This is a genomic window from Streptomyces sp. NPDC001914, assembly GCF_042891215.1.
GTDB lineage: Bacteria > Actinomycetota > Actinomycetes > Streptomycetales > Streptomycetaceae > Streptomyces.
Map to the genome: position 1 here is coordinate 41,549 of NZ_JBIASW010000018.1, position 15,279 is coordinate 56,827.

12 protein-coding genes and 3 pseudogenes are annotated in these 15,279 nt (G+C 64.3%); 6 read left to right on the plus strand and 9 right to left on the minus strand.

What is annotated here, in order from left to right; genetic code table 11:
- Positions 1-123: 123 nt before the first annotated feature.
- Positions 124-567, minus strand: a complete 444-nt coding sequence (locus tag ACFYYF_RS34950; protein WP_388781917.1) for a VOC family protein — start codon at positions 565-567, stop codon at positions 124-126.
- Positions 568-1,242: 675 nt separating this feature from the next.
- On the minus strand, positions 1,243-2,070 hold the full coding sequence (locus ACFYYF_RS34955; RefSeq protein ID WP_388781920.1) for an alpha/beta fold hydrolase: 828 nt from the start codon (positions 2,068-2,070) through the stop codon (positions 1,243-1,245).
- A 661-nt stretch (positions 2,071-2,731) separates the two neighbouring features.
- On the opposite strand from ACFYYF_RS34955, the gene trxA reads away from it, so the two are divergent.
- Entirely contained in the window at positions 2,732-3,085 is a 354-nt protein-coding gene (gene trxA / locus ACFYYF_RS34960; protein ID WP_388781923.1) for a thioredoxin, read from the plus strand.
- A gap of 640 nt (positions 3,086-3,725) precedes the next feature.
- On the opposite strand, the gene ACFYYF_RS34965 is transcribed toward trxA, so the two are convergent.
- Complete coding sequence (locus ACFYYF_RS34965; RefSeq protein ID WP_388781926.1) at positions 3,726-4,607, minus strand: IS701 family transposase; 882 nt, start codon at positions 4,605-4,607, stop codon at positions 3,726-3,728.
- 70 nt (positions 4,608-4,677) lie between these two features.
- Between ACFYYF_RS34965 and ACFYYF_RS34970 the strand changes: the two genes are divergently transcribed.
- Positions 4,678-5,127: a hypothetical protein gene (locus ACFYYF_RS34970; RefSeq protein WP_388781929.1), complete on the plus strand. Its 450-nt coding sequence runs from the start codon at positions 4,678-4,680 to the stop codon at positions 5,125-5,127.
- Between the two features lie 145 nt (positions 5,128-5,272).
- On the opposite strand, the pseudogene ACFYYF_RS34975 reads toward ACFYYF_RS34970, so the two are convergent.
- Positions 5,273-6,052 (minus strand): annotated as a pseudogene (locus ACFYYF_RS34975) (SDR family oxidoreductase).
- 78 nt (positions 6,053-6,130) lie between these two features.
- Between ACFYYF_RS34975 and ACFYYF_RS34980 the strand changes: the two are divergent.
- A complete protein-coding gene (locus ACFYYF_RS34980; protein ID WP_388781932.1) occupies positions 6,131-6,733 on the plus strand; it encodes a TetR/AcrR family transcriptional regulator in 603 nt (200 codons plus the stop codon).
- Positions 6,734-7,071: 338 nt separating this feature from the next.
- Here the strand turns inward: ACFYYF_RS34980 and ACFYYF_RS34985 are convergent.
- Positions 7,072-7,317 (minus strand): annotated as a pseudogene (locus ACFYYF_RS34985) (transposase); the annotation flags it as partial.
- A gap of 131 nt (positions 7,318-7,448) precedes the next feature.
- The gene (locus tag ACFYYF_RS34990) at positions 7,449-7,949 is read right to left on the minus strand and encodes a hypothetical protein (protein ID WP_382796817.1); all 501 of its coding nucleotides are present in this window, start codon (positions 7,947-7,949) and stop codon (positions 7,449-7,451) included.
- Positions 7,950-8,601: 652 nt separating this feature from the next.
- Here ACFYYF_RS34990 and ACFYYF_RS34995 point away from each other — a divergent pair.
- Positions 8,602-9,762, plus strand: a complete 1,161-nt coding sequence (locus ACFYYF_RS34995; protein WP_388781936.1) for an IS701 family transposase — start codon at positions 8,602-8,604, stop codon at positions 9,760-9,762.
- Positions 9,763-10,166: 404 nt separating this feature from the next.
- A complete protein-coding gene (locus ACFYYF_RS35000) occupies positions 10,167-10,415 on the plus strand; it encodes a hypothetical protein (protein ID WP_388782211.1) in 249 nt (82 codons plus the stop codon).
- Here the strand turns inward: ACFYYF_RS35000 and ACFYYF_RS35005 are convergent.
- Together ACFYYF_RS35005 and ACFYYF_RS35010 are read right to left on the minus strand one after the other, a co-directional pair.
- Positions 10,367-10,936: a sigma-70 family RNA polymerase sigma factor gene (locus tag ACFYYF_RS35005; protein ID WP_388781939.1), complete on the minus strand. Its 570-nt coding sequence runs from the start codon at positions 10,934-10,936 to the stop codon at positions 10,367-10,369. The two genes, ACFYYF_RS35000 and ACFYYF_RS35005, sit on opposite strands and share 49 nt — an antisense overlap.
- Positions 10,937-11,282: 346 nt before the next feature.
- A complete protein-coding gene (locus ACFYYF_RS35010) occupies positions 11,283-11,945 on the minus strand; it encodes a hemerythrin domain-containing protein (RefSeq protein ID WP_388781942.1) in 663 nt (220 codons plus the stop codon).
- A gap of 61 nt (positions 11,946-12,006) precedes the next feature.
- Here ACFYYF_RS35010 and ACFYYF_RS35015 point away from each other — a divergent pair, with 61 nt between their 5' ends.
- A complete protein-coding gene (locus ACFYYF_RS35015) occupies positions 12,007-12,630 on the plus strand; it encodes a TetR/AcrR family transcriptional regulator (protein WP_388781945.1) in 624 nt (207 codons plus the stop codon).
- A 1,849-nt stretch (positions 12,631-14,479) separates the two neighbouring features.
- Here ACFYYF_RS35015 and ACFYYF_RS35020 read toward each other — a convergent pair.
- Positions 14,480-15,277, minus strand: a pseudogene (locus tag ACFYYF_RS35020) (IS5 family transposase); the annotation flags it as partial.
- Positions 15,278-15,279: the final 2 nt, after the last annotated feature.

The following is a 15,279-nucleotide window of genomic DNA, read 5'->3' on the forward strand; positions in this document are numbered from 1 at the left end:
TTCTTTCGGGGAGCCGGGCTACGTGGCCGCTCCTCCGGGTACTTGGGGCTCGTTCCCGGAAGCGGCGAAGAGGGTTCGCCCGTTCGGATGCAGTGCACGCTGGGCGCGTCGGTGTGCCCGTCCCTAGCCGATGGGGCTCGCGCCTTCCTGGAACACGTTGATGAGGTTTCCGTCGTTGTCCCGGATCGCGGTGGAGATGCTGCCGTCTCCGAGATCCATCTGTTCCCAGACGATCGTCACCCCCAGGTCGCGGAAGGTCTGCGTCACGCTTGCCAGGTCCTCGACACGGAATACGAGGGCCTTGTTGCCGACTGGGCGCACGTGGTCAGGAGGATCCGCCGTCAGTTCAGGGATCCGCATGCTGTTGGCAGGCTGGAGCAGCTCGAGACGGAAACCGGGTCCCTCCAGGAACGCGACATCGGCTCCGATGGCCTCGAAGCGGGACTTCGCCAGAAGGGTGAGACCGAAGACTCTGCGCCACCAGTCGATGGAGGCATCGAGGTTGCTCACAGAGGTCGTGACGTTGTGCAGGCTGTAGGCGAAGGGCGGTTGATCGGCTGCACTCATGCTGATCCCTCATTTGATCTAGAGCGGGCGGTGACGGATCGGAGTTATGGAACGTCCACGGACGTGTTGGGGGCCGCATTGCCTTAAATGCCAGCCTTGATTTCCTGCATCTGGCGTAGCAGCCGTGTTGGAGTGTCCATTCAAAATTAGCCTAACGCCACTTTCCGGACATTCGATCTGCGGTGAAGTCGTGCGTGGCCGGAGCGGGCTCCTTCCCTCGGGGCGAGTACCACTCGTCTGAGGGAGCGCAAAGGCATGGGCTCACAGACTTGCTGCAAGCCGAGCCACGGACGAGATCGCAAGTACGTGGATGCCGACGCCAAGCAGCCCATTGACGTAGACAGAGACTGTTGATGCTTCGCCTCGCTGCTGGAGGGGGCTTGACTGCGCCTCGAGTGCAGAAGTTGCTGGGCTGGTTAGACGAGGGCAGGCATCGCCGGCTCGGTCACAGAGGACTTGGGCTGCTCCTCCAAGCATCCAGGCCGCGGCAACCTCAGTGATAGTTGGAATGCGTGACGAGCAGAAATACGGCCTTCGTGAGCCGTTCTCTCGAGCATCCCCTGAAACGAACCGGCCCCGAGCTCAGTTGCGAACTCGGGGTCCGGGAGCCGCTGCGGTGTGGAGCGAAGGTTGGGGATCCCTCCGCCTGCAGCAGCGGGGGACAGCGGTCCGACTTCAGCCGCGGGCGAACTCGAGGAGGTCCTTGTTGAAGGTCTCGGCGTACTTGGGCACCATGGCGAGACCGTGCGGCGCGCCCTCATAGACCTTGTACACCACGTCCTTGACGATCTTCGAGGACTTGGCGCCTGCAGAGACGATCGGAACGATCTGATCGTCGTCACCGTGCACGATCAGGGTCGGTACGTCGACCTTCTTGAGGTCTTCGGTGGTGTCCGTCTCGGAGAACGCCTTGACGCAGTCGTAGGCGCCCTTGATGCCGACGGTCATGCTCCAGAGCCAGAACTCGTCGCGCGTGCCCTGGCTGACGGTGGAGCCTTCGCGGTTGGCGCCGTAGAACGGGGCGCTCAGGTCCTTGTAGTACTGAGACCGGTCCGTCGCAACGCCTTCGCGGATCTCGTCGAATACCTCGAGCGGCAGACCCTCGGGGTTGGCTTCTGTCTTGAGCATGAGCGGCGGAATCGCGCCCAGGAGAACCAGCTTCGCGACTCGGCTCGTACCGTGACGGCCGATGTATCGGGTGACCTCGCCGCCGCCGGTGGAGTGACCGACCAGGATCACGTTCTGGAGGTCTTCGGCTTCGATGACTGCGGCCAGGTCGTCGGCGTACGTGTCGAGGTTGTTGCCGTCCCAGGTCTGTCCGGAACGACCTCCCCCGCGCCTGTCGTGCGCGAGAGCTCGGAAGCCGTTGTCCGCCATGAGCTTCATCTGCGGGTCCCATGCGTCCGCGGTCAGCGGCCAGCCGTGGGAAAAGACCACGGGCTGCCCAGCCCCCCAGTCCTTGTAGAAGATTTGCGTGCCGTCCTTGGCGGTTGCGAAAGGCATGGTCTGTTGTCCTCTCGGAGCTGGCTTGCAACCTCACACGTCACGCCGTCCGGGACTGTGACGGAGGAGGTACATCGTGCGGAATTCACCTTAGCTCCGAGGTTCCACTTCAGCGCGCTGAAAACAACAAAGTCGGTCTAGCGAGCCTGGAGGCGACTTGCAGCGCTGACTTCTGCTCGCCAACTACGCTATATCGGCTGCACGTTGCGCCCTTACTGGCCTGGCTGGAGGGGTTCTCTTTCGTCGACACAAGTGAGTTGCAAGTCTTCGGCCACGGCGAGACCACTGCAACACCATGTATTTGCTCAACTACGCGCAACGTAACACCCCAGATGGCGCGGAGTGTTGACGCCTGACCTAGCTTGCGGGAGAGGGGGGACGCCTTCTGACAGTGAACGCTGCGCGTGGGTGCAAAGGCACTGAGTCTAAGATGCGCGCGCTCTCACCTCGTGGGTCACGGCTTGCGGGTCGTTCCTCATCGCCCTGGGTATACGGCGATGCCCCTCCTGTTCCAAGGCCACGGGTATGGCCCCGGATTTGCCGGCGCCTTCTCATCTGGGGTCCTGGCTTGCTCAACCAACGTTCTCGCGCGGTGTCCGGAAAGTCCACGATGAAACCATGGACTGTCTGCGTTGGTCACCATCGTTGGTTGGAGTGAGGCATGTCGAAGTCCGTGGAGATCACGAAGGAAAACTTCAATGATGTAGTCACAAGTAATGATCTTGTTGTCCTGGACTTCTGGGCAGACTGGTGCGGTCCTTGTCGGCAGTTCGCCCCAATCTATGACGAGGCTTCGGAGCAGTATCCGGACGTTGTCTTCGGAAAGATCGATACCGAGGCGCAGCCGGAACTCGTTGCTGCTTTCAACATCCATTCCATACCGACACTGATGATCATACGAGACCGCACCACTGTCCTCTCGCAAGCAGGCGCGCTTCCCGCAGACGCGCTTGCTGAAGTGATCCTTCAAGCCCGTGAGCTCAAGGTTGACTCGACCCCGCGGGCAGCTGAGTAATGGGGGTCCCTGCAATCGAGCCACAAACCTCGGCAGATCGCGTGACCCTGGCGACCGGCCTCGAATACAAGGCAGTGAAAAGCCTCCCGCGCGTCCGTTGCTGGCGTTCGCCCCTTCTGGCGCGGTCCCGCTCACAGCGGGACCGCGCCAAGAGGAGCGCTTCAGTTCGAAGGAAGCCCTCCTAGTACTCCAGCTGTAGATAACGATCATGCTCTGCTCGCGGCTTGACGCCTGTAGTGGCTGGCCCGGGAACGTGCTTGATGACGCCGTCGCCAGTGGGACCAGCGGAGCCAGTGGTCTGCCTCGTGAACAGGCCGGCCAACCAGGGCGATGAAGAGTCTCTGGATTTCGTTGCAGGTCAACGGGATCAGGTCGTCGGGGCTGGGACGGAGACGGTGTTCGTCGGCGCGGACGACGGCCAGGAAGGCGTGGGCGAGCATCGCGAGGGTGACCCAGCGGGACCAGGACGTGTAGCGGCGGAGTTGGTGCTCGTCCAGTCCAGCCAGACCCTTTCCCGACTGGAACGTCTCCTCGACCCTCCACCTGGATCCCGCGACCCGCACCAGAGCGGTCAGGGGTACCGGCTCGGGTGAGTAGCAGCGGTAGTAGGCGAGTTCGCCGGTGGTGCGGTTGCGGCGGATCAGCAGGTGGCGGTGGCCTGGCGCGGTGCTGGGCAGGTCGATGTGGGCCCAGTCGTAGCAGCGGTGTCCTTTGGCTCCGGCTCCGGCGGACAGCTTCTGCCAGGCCCGCTGGGGGAGCTTCTTGGCCAGGATGTCCGCGCGGAACTTCCCGGCCCCGGTGTGACCTCGTGGGTGCGGGCGACCGCGAGCACGTATCCGGTAGCGCGGTCCTCCAGGGCGGCGCGCAGTGTGGGGTTGCCGCCGTAGACCTCGTCCCCTGCCACCCAGGATGTCTGGTGGCCGGAGTTCAGGAATCGCGTGATCATGCGGGCGGCCAATTCGGGCTTGGTGGCGAACGCGGTGTCCGGGTCAAGTCCGGCGGCCCGGCAGCGGTCGGGTTGGTCGGTCCACGAGCGCGGGATGTACAGCTCCCGGTCCAGTGCGGCATGTCCGCGCCGACCTGCGTAGGCGAGGTAGACGGCGACTTGGGCGTTTTCGATTCTGCCGGCGGTGCCGGTGTACTGGCGCTGGACGCCGACGGTGTGGCTGCCCTTCTTCACGTCGCCGGTCTCGTCGACCACGAGCACGGCCTGGGCGTCGTGCAGGTGCTCAACCACGTAGTCGCGCAGGTCGTCGCGGACTGCGTCGGCGTCCCACTTGGCGCGGCTCAGCAGGTGCTGCATGGCGTCGGGAGTGGCCTCGCCGGCCCATTCGGCGATGGTCCAGCAGTTCTTCCGAGGCAGATCCGCGAGCAGTCCCAGGACCAGGTGCCGTATTCGCCGTCGGGGTTCGATCCGGGCGAACCTGCCCGCGATGCGGTCCATCAGACCCTCGAACGCTTCCTGCCAGGGGACAGCGTCAACGCTGTGACCTGCGGCCACCGCGTGATCGTTTGTCTTCACACACCGATGATCAACGGTGGCCGCACCTGCCAGTGCCAGCAGGGCGGCACGGCTCGTCGAAGGAGACGCAGTGCTGGGATTGCTGGGCTTCTACGACGAACTCGACACCCCCTCTGGCCAGCCGAACGGATCGATCCGAGACGCCCTCCGGTCCGTCGGTGAGCCGGACGAGGCGGACCTGGTGGCCTACCTGGACGCCGGCCACGTCCTGATCGACGTCATGGAAGCGGGCCACGACGTCATAACCGGCAGCACCCACCGACACTCTCTGGGATGCTCGTCACTGGTGACCGACGGCACCTGGTTGTGGCGCCAGGACTTCCCGCACTACCTGGAAACCCACCACGTCTCGCTGCCCCAGACGTTCCTCGAACACGTCCGCAGCCTGAACTACCGGATGCCCCCGGATGCCCACCATCACCGTCGCGCAGTTCGCTCCGCACTACGACGAGACCATGCCCCTGGTCGGTTGGGCCTCGGCCGCCCCGTGGCGATCGACGGCGACCACGCTCGTACCTGAACCCCGAGCAGTGAGCAGCAAAGCCCAGTTCGACGCGGCGATGCTGGCCCACGACCGGAACCGCCCGCAAGGCAGCTGGAGCAAGCGGCGTAAGCCACGAAAAGCGTAGGCACCAGCAGCTCAAGAGCGATCTACAGCTGGAGTGCTAGATAGCCGGGAGTTCGCCGCCGTCGACTACCAGGCTTGCTCCAGTGATCCACTGAGCCCGGTCCGATGCGAGGTAGGCGACGGCCTCGGCGATGTCGCGAGGATCTCCGGGGCGACCCAGAGGGATGTCAGCAGTGATGTCGGCAAGCTGGACACCCATTGCGTCGGCGACGTCCTGACGGATCGCATCGGCGCCTGGAGTGAGCACGTTGCCGGGCATGATCGTGGCGACGCGGATTCCTGCGGGCGCGAGCTCCGAAGCGAGCGCCTTGCCGTAGGTGTTGAGCGCGGCCTTGGCTGCAGCGTAGTGAGCCACTGACGGCGCCGGCGTGAGGGCCACTCCGGATGAGATGTTGACCACCACGCTGCCCGCCCCGGCCTCACGCAGCGCCGGCAGCAGCGCATTGTTGACTCTCACGGCGGACAGGAAGTTGAGGTCGAGTGCGTCGATCCATTCCTCGTCGGGGATGGATTAGATACCCCCCAGGTGGGCGCGTGCGGCACCGGCATTGTTGACAACGATGTCAATCCCGCCGAGTTCATCGAGTGCCGCTGCTGCGAACGCCTGCACGCCCTCAAGCGTGCCGATGTCGCCTCGAATGAAGCTGGCGGTCTTCGGCGTCTCGGGGGAAGCGTTGCGCGCCGTGGTGACTACCGTCGCGCCGCCGTCAAGCAGTCGCTGCACGATGGCCGCACCGATTCCGCGGGAACCTCCGGTGACGATGGCGCGCTTGCCGGCGAACTCGGAGGTGCTGGGTGAAGGGAGGGTTCTGAACATGTGATTCACCGTAACAGGTTATGGACCGATCGTCCAGAACTTCTGGACCGGACGTTCGGAACGCCGTAACATCGAGACATGGCGCGACCACGGAAATTCAACGAGCAAGACGTCATAGCTGCTGCGCACCGACAATTCAACGAAACCGGCTACCACGGCACCTCGGTCGACGACCTCTCTCGCGCGACAGGGCTCAGCAAGGGAAGCCTCTACGGCGCCTTTGGCGATAAGGAGGCCCTGTTCCAGCGAGTGTTCGACGAGTACTGCACGGCCTCCGACGAGAGCGCCTCCGTTCGGCTCGAGGGGCCAGAAGACCGAGCTCTCGACCGCCTTCGCGACTGGCTCCAGGCCCCGGAGGGCAGCACTGACCGGCGCGGCTGCCTGCTGGCCAAGACCACAGCCGAACTAGCGTGGGAGAACGACGCCATCGCAGCCAGGTCGCTCGCAGCACACGAAGTACTACTCGACAGTTGTCGCCAACTTGTCGAACAGGCTCAGCGTGCCGGCCACATAGATCCCGAGGCCGATGCTGAGGCGCTCGGGGGGCTGATCCTCGCCACGCATCGCGGGCTGGAGGCCCTTGCCAAAGCTGGGGTCGAAACGAAGACCAGAAATCGCATCGCCGACGCCGCGATCGACAGCATCGCACTGCCCGTTTCACGCCCCTCGAGCCGACAGTAGTTGTCTGTGGCACGCTGCATCCCGGTGCTCAACCAGGGCAGGTCCGCGGAGCGCTGGTCCGCGCACCTCCGGTACGTCATGGCAGGCGGAGCATGAATCACAGGCGCTCGAGTGCTCAGGGACCAACTGGTGGCACGCCCCCAGTTGGTACAACGGCAACTGGCCCGATTGTGCCCCGACTTCACTCCGCCCACCCGCGCAGGCCGCCGCGCACACCGCGCCGGAGGCACTTCGGAGCGTGGCGGGAGCCGGCGACCGAAGGGCACGACCTGCGTGTGCCCGGTCCCCGCATCTCAAGCGCCCATCTGGCCTGTTGACTGGATGCGTTTTCCGGGAAACTGGAGCCGGCCAACGTCGATCCGGCGGTGGTTCAGGCCGCCGTACATCGCTCCGTGCCCGCGACGATGCTCGGGGAGCAGCGTCAGATCCACCGGGGACTTCACCGCCCCGTCCGCACACAGCACCGCGTCCACGAGCTCGAACAACTCATCGCGCCGGGCCGTCAGACACTCGTAGAACTCACCCCGGAAGCGTGCCGCTTCAGCGAACGCTTCCCTCCGAACAGCATCAAGCAGCAGACTCACCCTCACGGCCTTCGTCTCGGTCACGTGCACCTTGGCCGGAGCACATGATCAGACGAAGGCCGCCCCCACGTCAGCTGAACCGCATAGCCAGAGATCAAGTTCGAGCGGCGTTCGGACGCCTTTTGTACAGCTCAGGCGGCAACCAGTGAGGCATGGATCCGGCTGACGGCACGCAAGACCTCGTCTCGATTCTTCGCGCGCTTGATCCATACCGGGAGGCGGGCCGCCAACGTCATCTTCTGTCCGGTGTCGTACCAGGGGGCTCGTTCGCGCAGCGATGCCTGGACGAAACGGCGGATCAGGTCGAGATGTTCGAGGTTGTAGGCCCACAACCACCCGTGCCGGGTCTCAATCTGGAGCCACAGCGGCACACCGAAATACGGATCCGTCGCGGGTTGAGCGGTGCCACGGGAGAGCGTGACATGACGACCGCTCCACACCCGTGACAGTCCGCAGCTACCGCAGACCAGACGTCGCGGCCTGAAAAGCATCCGCCCGCTGGGCCCGCAGTCTTCAGACGCTAGAACGACTCGAGCGGCCTTCTCGCAACTTGGGCAACGCACCATGATCGAGCTGATGAAGTCGTACTCGGTGCTGCGCGGATCGCGGAACCGACCAGGGAACAAGGCCATCTGGTGAGTATGCAACTGCACCGCAGACCATCGCATCCCGATTCGACCGATCACGCCCAGGGCCGCTGGCCACCCTGCCAGGAGCAGGACGAAGTTAAAGAACAAGCTTAGTCGTGGGCGACGGCGTCCCGTGCGCCAGCCACGGTCAAGCCCACCCGCAGGAATGTTGAGACAGCGAGGGTGGAGTCTCCGTCCGTGCCTGCAATCACGAGTAACCGGTTGTCGGCGCTACTCCCTCAGGACCGGATCCGTAAGGGCGGGTCCTGCCTGGTCAGCGCAGGGTTCAGATTTCCTTCGAACCTTTTCCCCTCGTTGACCCGTGTAGGGAGAAGGAGCCGAAGCCCGGCAGACGGCACGACGACATGGTGGAGACGATGGATGAGCGCCTGATGCTGTTGCAGCAGCCTCTGTCCGCGGGGCTTGGCACCACCCGAAGGAAGGCTTTGAGGGGACCCTTGTGGCGCTCTTGACGCTCTGGGCGGCCAGGCAGCCCTGAGCTTGGTCTGCGGCGACGTGAACGGGGCGCATGGGCGCTGGCACGCAAATAGCGACGGCACCGTCGACATACCCGTTCTCGGAATGGGCCTGATAGTGCCGGCCTAGTACTGCAACGGTGTTTGTTCTGACTGCTGGACGGGTCGTTGGTGTGGTTATGGGTGGGGACCTTGCTGATGTGGGTGCGTGGGCGAGTGAGCTGGAGGCGGTGCATGGGCGGTTCGTGCATCGGTTCAGCCGGTCTGAGCCACGGGAGTCGGCGCTGGCCTATATGCGGGGGCTGATTGCTCCGTTGCAGCGCAAGAACGGCTGGACGCTGGCCGAGGAGGCGGGCCACGGCGGACCGGACCGGATCCAGCGGATGCTGAACCGGATCGAGTGGGGCGCTGACGAGGTCCTCGACGACGTGCGCCGCTACGTGGTCGACAACCTCGGTGACCGGGAGGCGGTGCTCATCATCGACGACACCGGCTTTTTGAAGAAGGGCACCCGTTCGGCAGGAGTGCAGCGGCAGTACTCGGGCACGGCAGGCCGCACGGAGAACGCCCAGATCGGCGTCTTCCTCGCCTACGCCACGGACCGAGGGCGCACCCTGATTGACCGGCGGCTGTATCTGCCCACGTCCTGGACGGACGACCGGGAACGCTGCCGGCGGGCCGGCATCGCGGACGAGATTGCGTTCGAGACGAAGGTGGTCATGGCCAAAGCGATGGTCCGCAAGGCCATCGCGGACCGGATCCCGTTTCGGTGGGTGACCGCGGATGCCGCATACGGCTTCAGCAAGGGCTGGCGGTTCGAGCTCGAGCAGGCGGATGTCTTTCATGTCATGGCCGCCACCAGGCACGATACCGTCGTCACTCGCTGGGCGATCGACCACCCCGTCCACGACCTGTTCCCCGGCTTGCCTCAACAGAAATGGAAACGCCGTTCCTGCGGCAAGGGCGCCCACGGACAAAGAACCTACGACTGGGCTCGCGTCGAGGTCCGTCCCTGGCACCGTGAGGACCGCCGGCACTGGGCCATCGCCCGCCGCAGCGTCAGCCGCCCCGAAGAAATCTCCTACTACATCGCCTACTGCCCCGCCGAGACCACACTCGACGAACTGGTCCGCATCGCCGACAGCCGCTGGGCCATCGAAGAATGCTTCCAGAGCGCGAAACAGGAGTGCGGCCTGGACGACTACCAGGTTCGCCGCTACCCCGGCTGGCACCGCCACATGACCCTAGCCATGGCCACCCACGCCTGCCTCACCGTCCTGCGTGCCCGCCAGCTGGACGCGGAGAAAGCAGAAACGGATCCCTTCGGCTCATCCAGCTGAGCCTCGCCGATATCCGGCAACTGATCACCCGCCCCACCGACCGCTGCCCCACCCCTATCGATCGCATCCTGCGCCGGCCGATCAGGCGCCGCAGACGCCAGAGCCGACTCCCGTGGCTCAGGCCGGCTGAACCGGTGCACGACCGCCCATGCACGGCCTCCAGCTCACTCGCCCATGCAGGCACATCAGCAAGGTCCTCACCCATAACCACACCAACGACCCGTCCAGCAGTCAGAACAAACACCGTTGCAGTATGAGTGGCCTGTGGTCAGAGATTCGTCGTGAGTCGGGTGACTCGTCCAGGTCCGAGGATTTCGCCGGTGCCGGTCACTGATGCCCGGCGGGCGGTACTGGATAACTGGTTACGGCGGCGAACGACGGCTCGAGGTCAGCGGTCGCCAATCGTGCTGGAGTGCGCCGAAGGCCACTCGATCATGGAGGTGTCGCGCCGGCTGCGGATCGCTCCGGACAAGAACCACACCTGGTGGCGCCGTTTTATCGAGCGAAGCCCGGACGGCATCGCCAAGCGGATGGTCCGCAAATCACCCCAAACGGCGACAAGTGGAAGACGTAATGGAGTCCCGCTAGTGCATATGTCGATCGATCACCTGCGCGTCGGAACGACTCGGGTTCGCAGATGTCTCAATGCGTAGTACTGACGCGACTTCACTGTGCCCTCTGGAACGCCGAGGATCTCTGCAGCTTCCTGAATGGTCTTGCCGCAGATATAGGTGTGGACAAGCGCTTCTCGGTGCTCATGGGAGAGCTGGCGCAGGAGCGCTTTCACCTGAACGGCTGCCAGCACGGTGTCGGAGTGGTCGGGCTGGATCACCTCGTGATGATCCGCACTCACCAACTCGTGCCGGACACTGGCGCTTCGCGCCTGATCGATAACCAGGTTTCGTGTCACGGTCAGCAGCCAGCCGCGGACGGAGCCCGCGTTGCCGTATAGGCGGTCGGTGTGTTCCCAGGCTCGTATCAGTGTTTCCTGGACTATGTCTTCGGCCGCATGACGGTCGCTCAGCAGGCGCTCCGCGTAGGCGAGCAGCGCTTTGGCGTGGTCGGTGATCAGCCGGTGCAGAAGGCGCTCGGAGCGGGCCTCTGCAGGAACGGCGTACGAGGCAGCCGAGCTCTCGACGTCGTCGGCATGTGCGGATTGTGGAGTGACTTGCATCCGTAGTCTCCAGAGAGAGGGCCCGAGCGGAACATTGCAGACGCTGGTTCAGCTCGGGTACGAACGCCGTCCTTCACCGCAGCCATCGGGATTGCGGTCGTGTTGTTATGGCGAGAGAAATGGATTCGGTTCCACGTCGGCGAGTTGGACTTCTCCTCGGGTGGTAGGAAGGAGTCCGTGCGCACTATCGCAAAGGTGGGGCAACCGGAGTTCGATCCCGGCTGATCGTCACTCCTGCGGGACGCAAGCGCGCCCCGCCATCGAGGTAGACCGGGTTCGTTCAGCCATCCGGAACACTCCTCACGCTCACGCGAGGGTCAAGGTACGGGCAATGGTGGGACAGGCGTCATGACCCATCCCGGAGGACGCTCAGGTCCTCGCTTGCCTGACGGCGCATGGCGGGAAGCATCGAACGCACCGGTTCGGGCAGCCTTGCCAGAACTACCTCGGCCTCTGCCGGAGTCCCGACCTCGTCGAGGAATCCGATCATCAGATGGCCGGCCGTGGGAGGGGTGGTGGCGATCACTTGCTGGGATATGTCTGCCCATGCCTCGGGGCTGATGTGATTGCGCAGAGCTGGAATCAGGAGCGACTCTTCGTTGTCGAGATGGATGAGCACAATGTTGCGCACTTCTCGGGCCACCCCCTTCAGCTGCGCCCGTGCAGCGTCTTCGGGAACGTCGCTTTCCGTGAGGGCGAGGGAAGCCAGGTGGGCAAGCGCGTCTTCCAGTTGACGATGTTCATTGCAGAGCCTGTCGAGCCGCTGCAAGGCGTCGGGGGCTGCGGTGAGGATGCAGGGCCACAGGGCATGCTCCTCCCACTCGTGATGGTGACGCAGGTTCAGGACCACGAAGTCGCGCAGTTGCGCGAGCGCCGTAAGCGGGACGGCAGGGCGAGCGGCCGCACCGGCCAGCAGGCTCGTGGCTACTCGGTGTACGTCGTGCTTCAGGCGAGTCTCCAGGGCGGCTGTCGAGTCACCGAGTGCATCCCTTTTCACGTGGTCGAGCATATTGATTATATGTGTCTATTGTCAAGACAGTCGCTTATGGTGTAGGGGGTATACTGCGCGCGTGACTGTCCGGAAATACACCTCGCAGCGGCGCGCTACCTCTGCTGCCGCAACCCGTGAAGCCATCCTGGCCAGCGCTCGGGCGCTGTTCACGGCTCGCGGCTATGCGAGCGTGACCATCGGGGAGATCGCAGAGGCAGCCCAAGTGGCTGTGCCGACCGTGTACACCAGCGCCGGAAACAAACCCACCATCCTCCTGGCCCTGCTGGAGCCTGCTCTTAAGGACCCGGCTGTCACGGAGACCTTGGCTGCGGTTACAGCAGCCGATGACCCGCGTGCTGTCATCGCGGCAACGGCCCACGGCACCAGGCTCACCCATGAACGCCACTGGGACTTGGTGTACGGGATCTTCTACCGGAATCCGCCTGGCGAGCCGGCAGTCAAGGCAGTCCTGGACAGGGGTGCCGACGACTACACGCAGGCCCTGACTCATGTCGTTGACCGCCTCGTCCGCCTCGACGCCCTGCAAGCCGGGATCGGTCACCCCACTGCCATCGACCTGCTCTTCTTCTACCTAGGCCCGCATGCCTGGATGACACTGGTCGGTGAACGGGGATGGTCCTTCGAGCGAACCGAAACATGGATCGCCCGCGCCGCCAGCCGCGCTCTGCTGAAAAACCCCTGACAACCCCACCTCCAGTCGCGCGCAGGCACCGCACTTTTGCCGGATGTTTGTAAGCGCTTCATGGGGTTACCGGTTCGGCTTCCGTACAGCAGGGACTGACGTTCCACATGCTGTAACGCTAGTTGTTACAATCGGGTGAGTCAAAGCCGGCCCGAACGACTGAGTAGGTGCTGCAGGCGCACGACGGTGCCGGTCGCCATCGAGCGCCCTTCCACGGCCCCAGGGCGGCCCGGGAGGGCGCTCGTGCGTTGAGGGAGACAGCCGCCTTGAAAGTTTGATCCGGGCGCGGCCCGCAAGGGCCCAGCCTGATCAGGGCAGACGTGCCGGGCCGTGCATGGATGTCTACGTCCGGCGCCGTTGATGTCACCTATGAGAGTTGGAGACGCTCGGGGTCGGTCGTCTCCGAGTCCAAGGAAGGCGGCAAGGGGTAGGGACCTTGCAACTGTGCGCCAGGGCGAGCACGACGCATCTCGTATCCCGGCGGTCGTAGCCCGTCGCTTCCGTGATCTCGGCGCTCGCTTCCCGCCACTTCCCCTGCTGGATCAGCTGTCGTGCTCGTTCCTGCGTGAGCCTTGGGACGGGAATCTGGAGGGCGCGGATGATGTCTACATCCCAGCGCTGTCGGCGCGCGCGCCGGACTCGCACCCAAGTTCCTACGGACCGCTTCATGGCTTCCTCCCGCCCGTGGCGAGCACGGTTGCCTCAAACCGACTGGCTACTGTCTCAGCTGGCGGGCCGCCGTGGAAGGCCGGCGCCGACGCAGAACGCGCTTTTTGCGAGTTGACCTCATCCTTATCAGGTCGATGACCGAGAGCTGTCAACGTCGACCAACCGAGCCTGAGTCTGGGGCGAGTGGCCGGCGAGGTTCGACTTTGACCACCGCTGTTCGCGCTTGTTGGTGTCAGCCGCTGACGTCAGTCGTGACACGCGGTCTCCCGTACGGTTCTGCCTCTCCGCCTTCCCGATCTGGAGGAGGTGCACGGCTCCGGTGATCTAGCTCGTGAGTAGCAGTCCGGAAGCGGACTCGAGCATGGGGACGTAGCGGTCCCCACCCATGATCGACTCGGTGAGGTAGATCGCCGCGTTGAAGCTCCCCACCGCGAAAAGGCACGCCGAGGCTCTACCAAGCGATCTCCGTGGCCTGCCGATCCTTACTCCTGCCTGAACGCTCTGCATGCCGCTCATGATGAGTGTGATCAGGCGGTATGGCTAGTTCCCTACGGTTGCCGAAGAAGCGAGGGGCCAGTACTTCGACCGCTGGATCGTGCATGCCGAGACCTGCGCGGCACGGCCGCACCTCTCAAGACCGTCCCAAGCCCCGCCGGCCGATTACCCGCTTGATGCGAACCATGGGCACGACGGTCACTGAGATCTGCCGGACACGTCAGGCGGTCGTTCAGGGCCGGTGGTGGTCGGGGCTGGTCGCGATGGTTGCTGTACTTCGCTGCTGTACAGCTGGCCGCCCAGTGCTTTGGAGGTCATCTCATTTGGTGTCCGCGGCTCTTGAAACGAGTCGGGCGAGTTGGCGCAGCCGCTGATAGTACTGGCGGTCTGATGGGTCGCTGATCTGCGGAATCACTCGGTCCAGGTCTTCGATGCAGGTGTGCAGGATGCGTCTGCGCTCTGGATCGAGGATGCCGCCGTTGTTGATCCACGCGTAGGCGCAACCTGCGCTATCCGCATCAAGCAGCACCATGTCGATGTCTTCGAGCTCGACGCCTCGTAGGTTGACCGGGAATTCGGCGTCGAGGTGTTCCTGCCAGAGATGGGCTGCCTTCCGCGTCAGTTCGGATCTGATCATCTGACCATACTCCTGTACATGCAGCGTCTGTGGCGTGCACTCAGGGTTCATGCGGCGGTAGCAGATGAGGGTGCAGGCGATGCTCGTGAAAGCGAGGAGGTGCTCGGCTTCGCGCTCGTAGCGGCGGTGGAGTCGGCGGCCGCCGGCGAGCCAGGCCATCGTCCGTTCGATGGTCCAACGGTGTCGACCGAGCCGCTGTGAAGTCTCGACGCCCTTGCGGGCGATGCGGTGCCGGATGCCGCGCTGTGACAGCCATTGCCGCGTGTGGCGATGGTCATAGCCCTTGTCGGCATGGAGCTTTCCGGGCTTGCGTCGACGAGAGCCTCGGCGGGACCGGACCAAAGGTATGCCCTTCACGAGCGGGATCGGAGCCTGGCTGTCATGGACGTTGGCCCCGGAGATACCGATCGACAGGGGCAGAACGGTCCGCTCAGTGATCAGATGGATTTTCGACCCATACTTGCCCGGTCTACGGGATTCGGATCTGTCAGCTCCCCCCTTTCAGCGCCCGCATGTTCACCGAGTCGATCGCGCACCGCGACCAGTCCAAATCGCCGTGGGCTCCGAGTTCATCGAGGACCAGGCAGTGGAGCTTGGCCCAGACCCTGGCCTTCGTCCACTCGTGAACCTGCGGTGGGCTGTCGCACCGGATGGCCCGAACGACGCCGTCGGCAGTTGCTGCCAGGTGCGGCCCGACGTCGCCACGAACACGATCGACGCCAGCACTTCCCGGTCACCGTGGCGATGTCGGCCACCACCCTGAGGCCGCGACGGTGCTTCCGGCACCACCCGCTGGACCAGCTCCCACAGTTCGTCCGGCACCAGCCGCTCAACGATCCCCACCACGG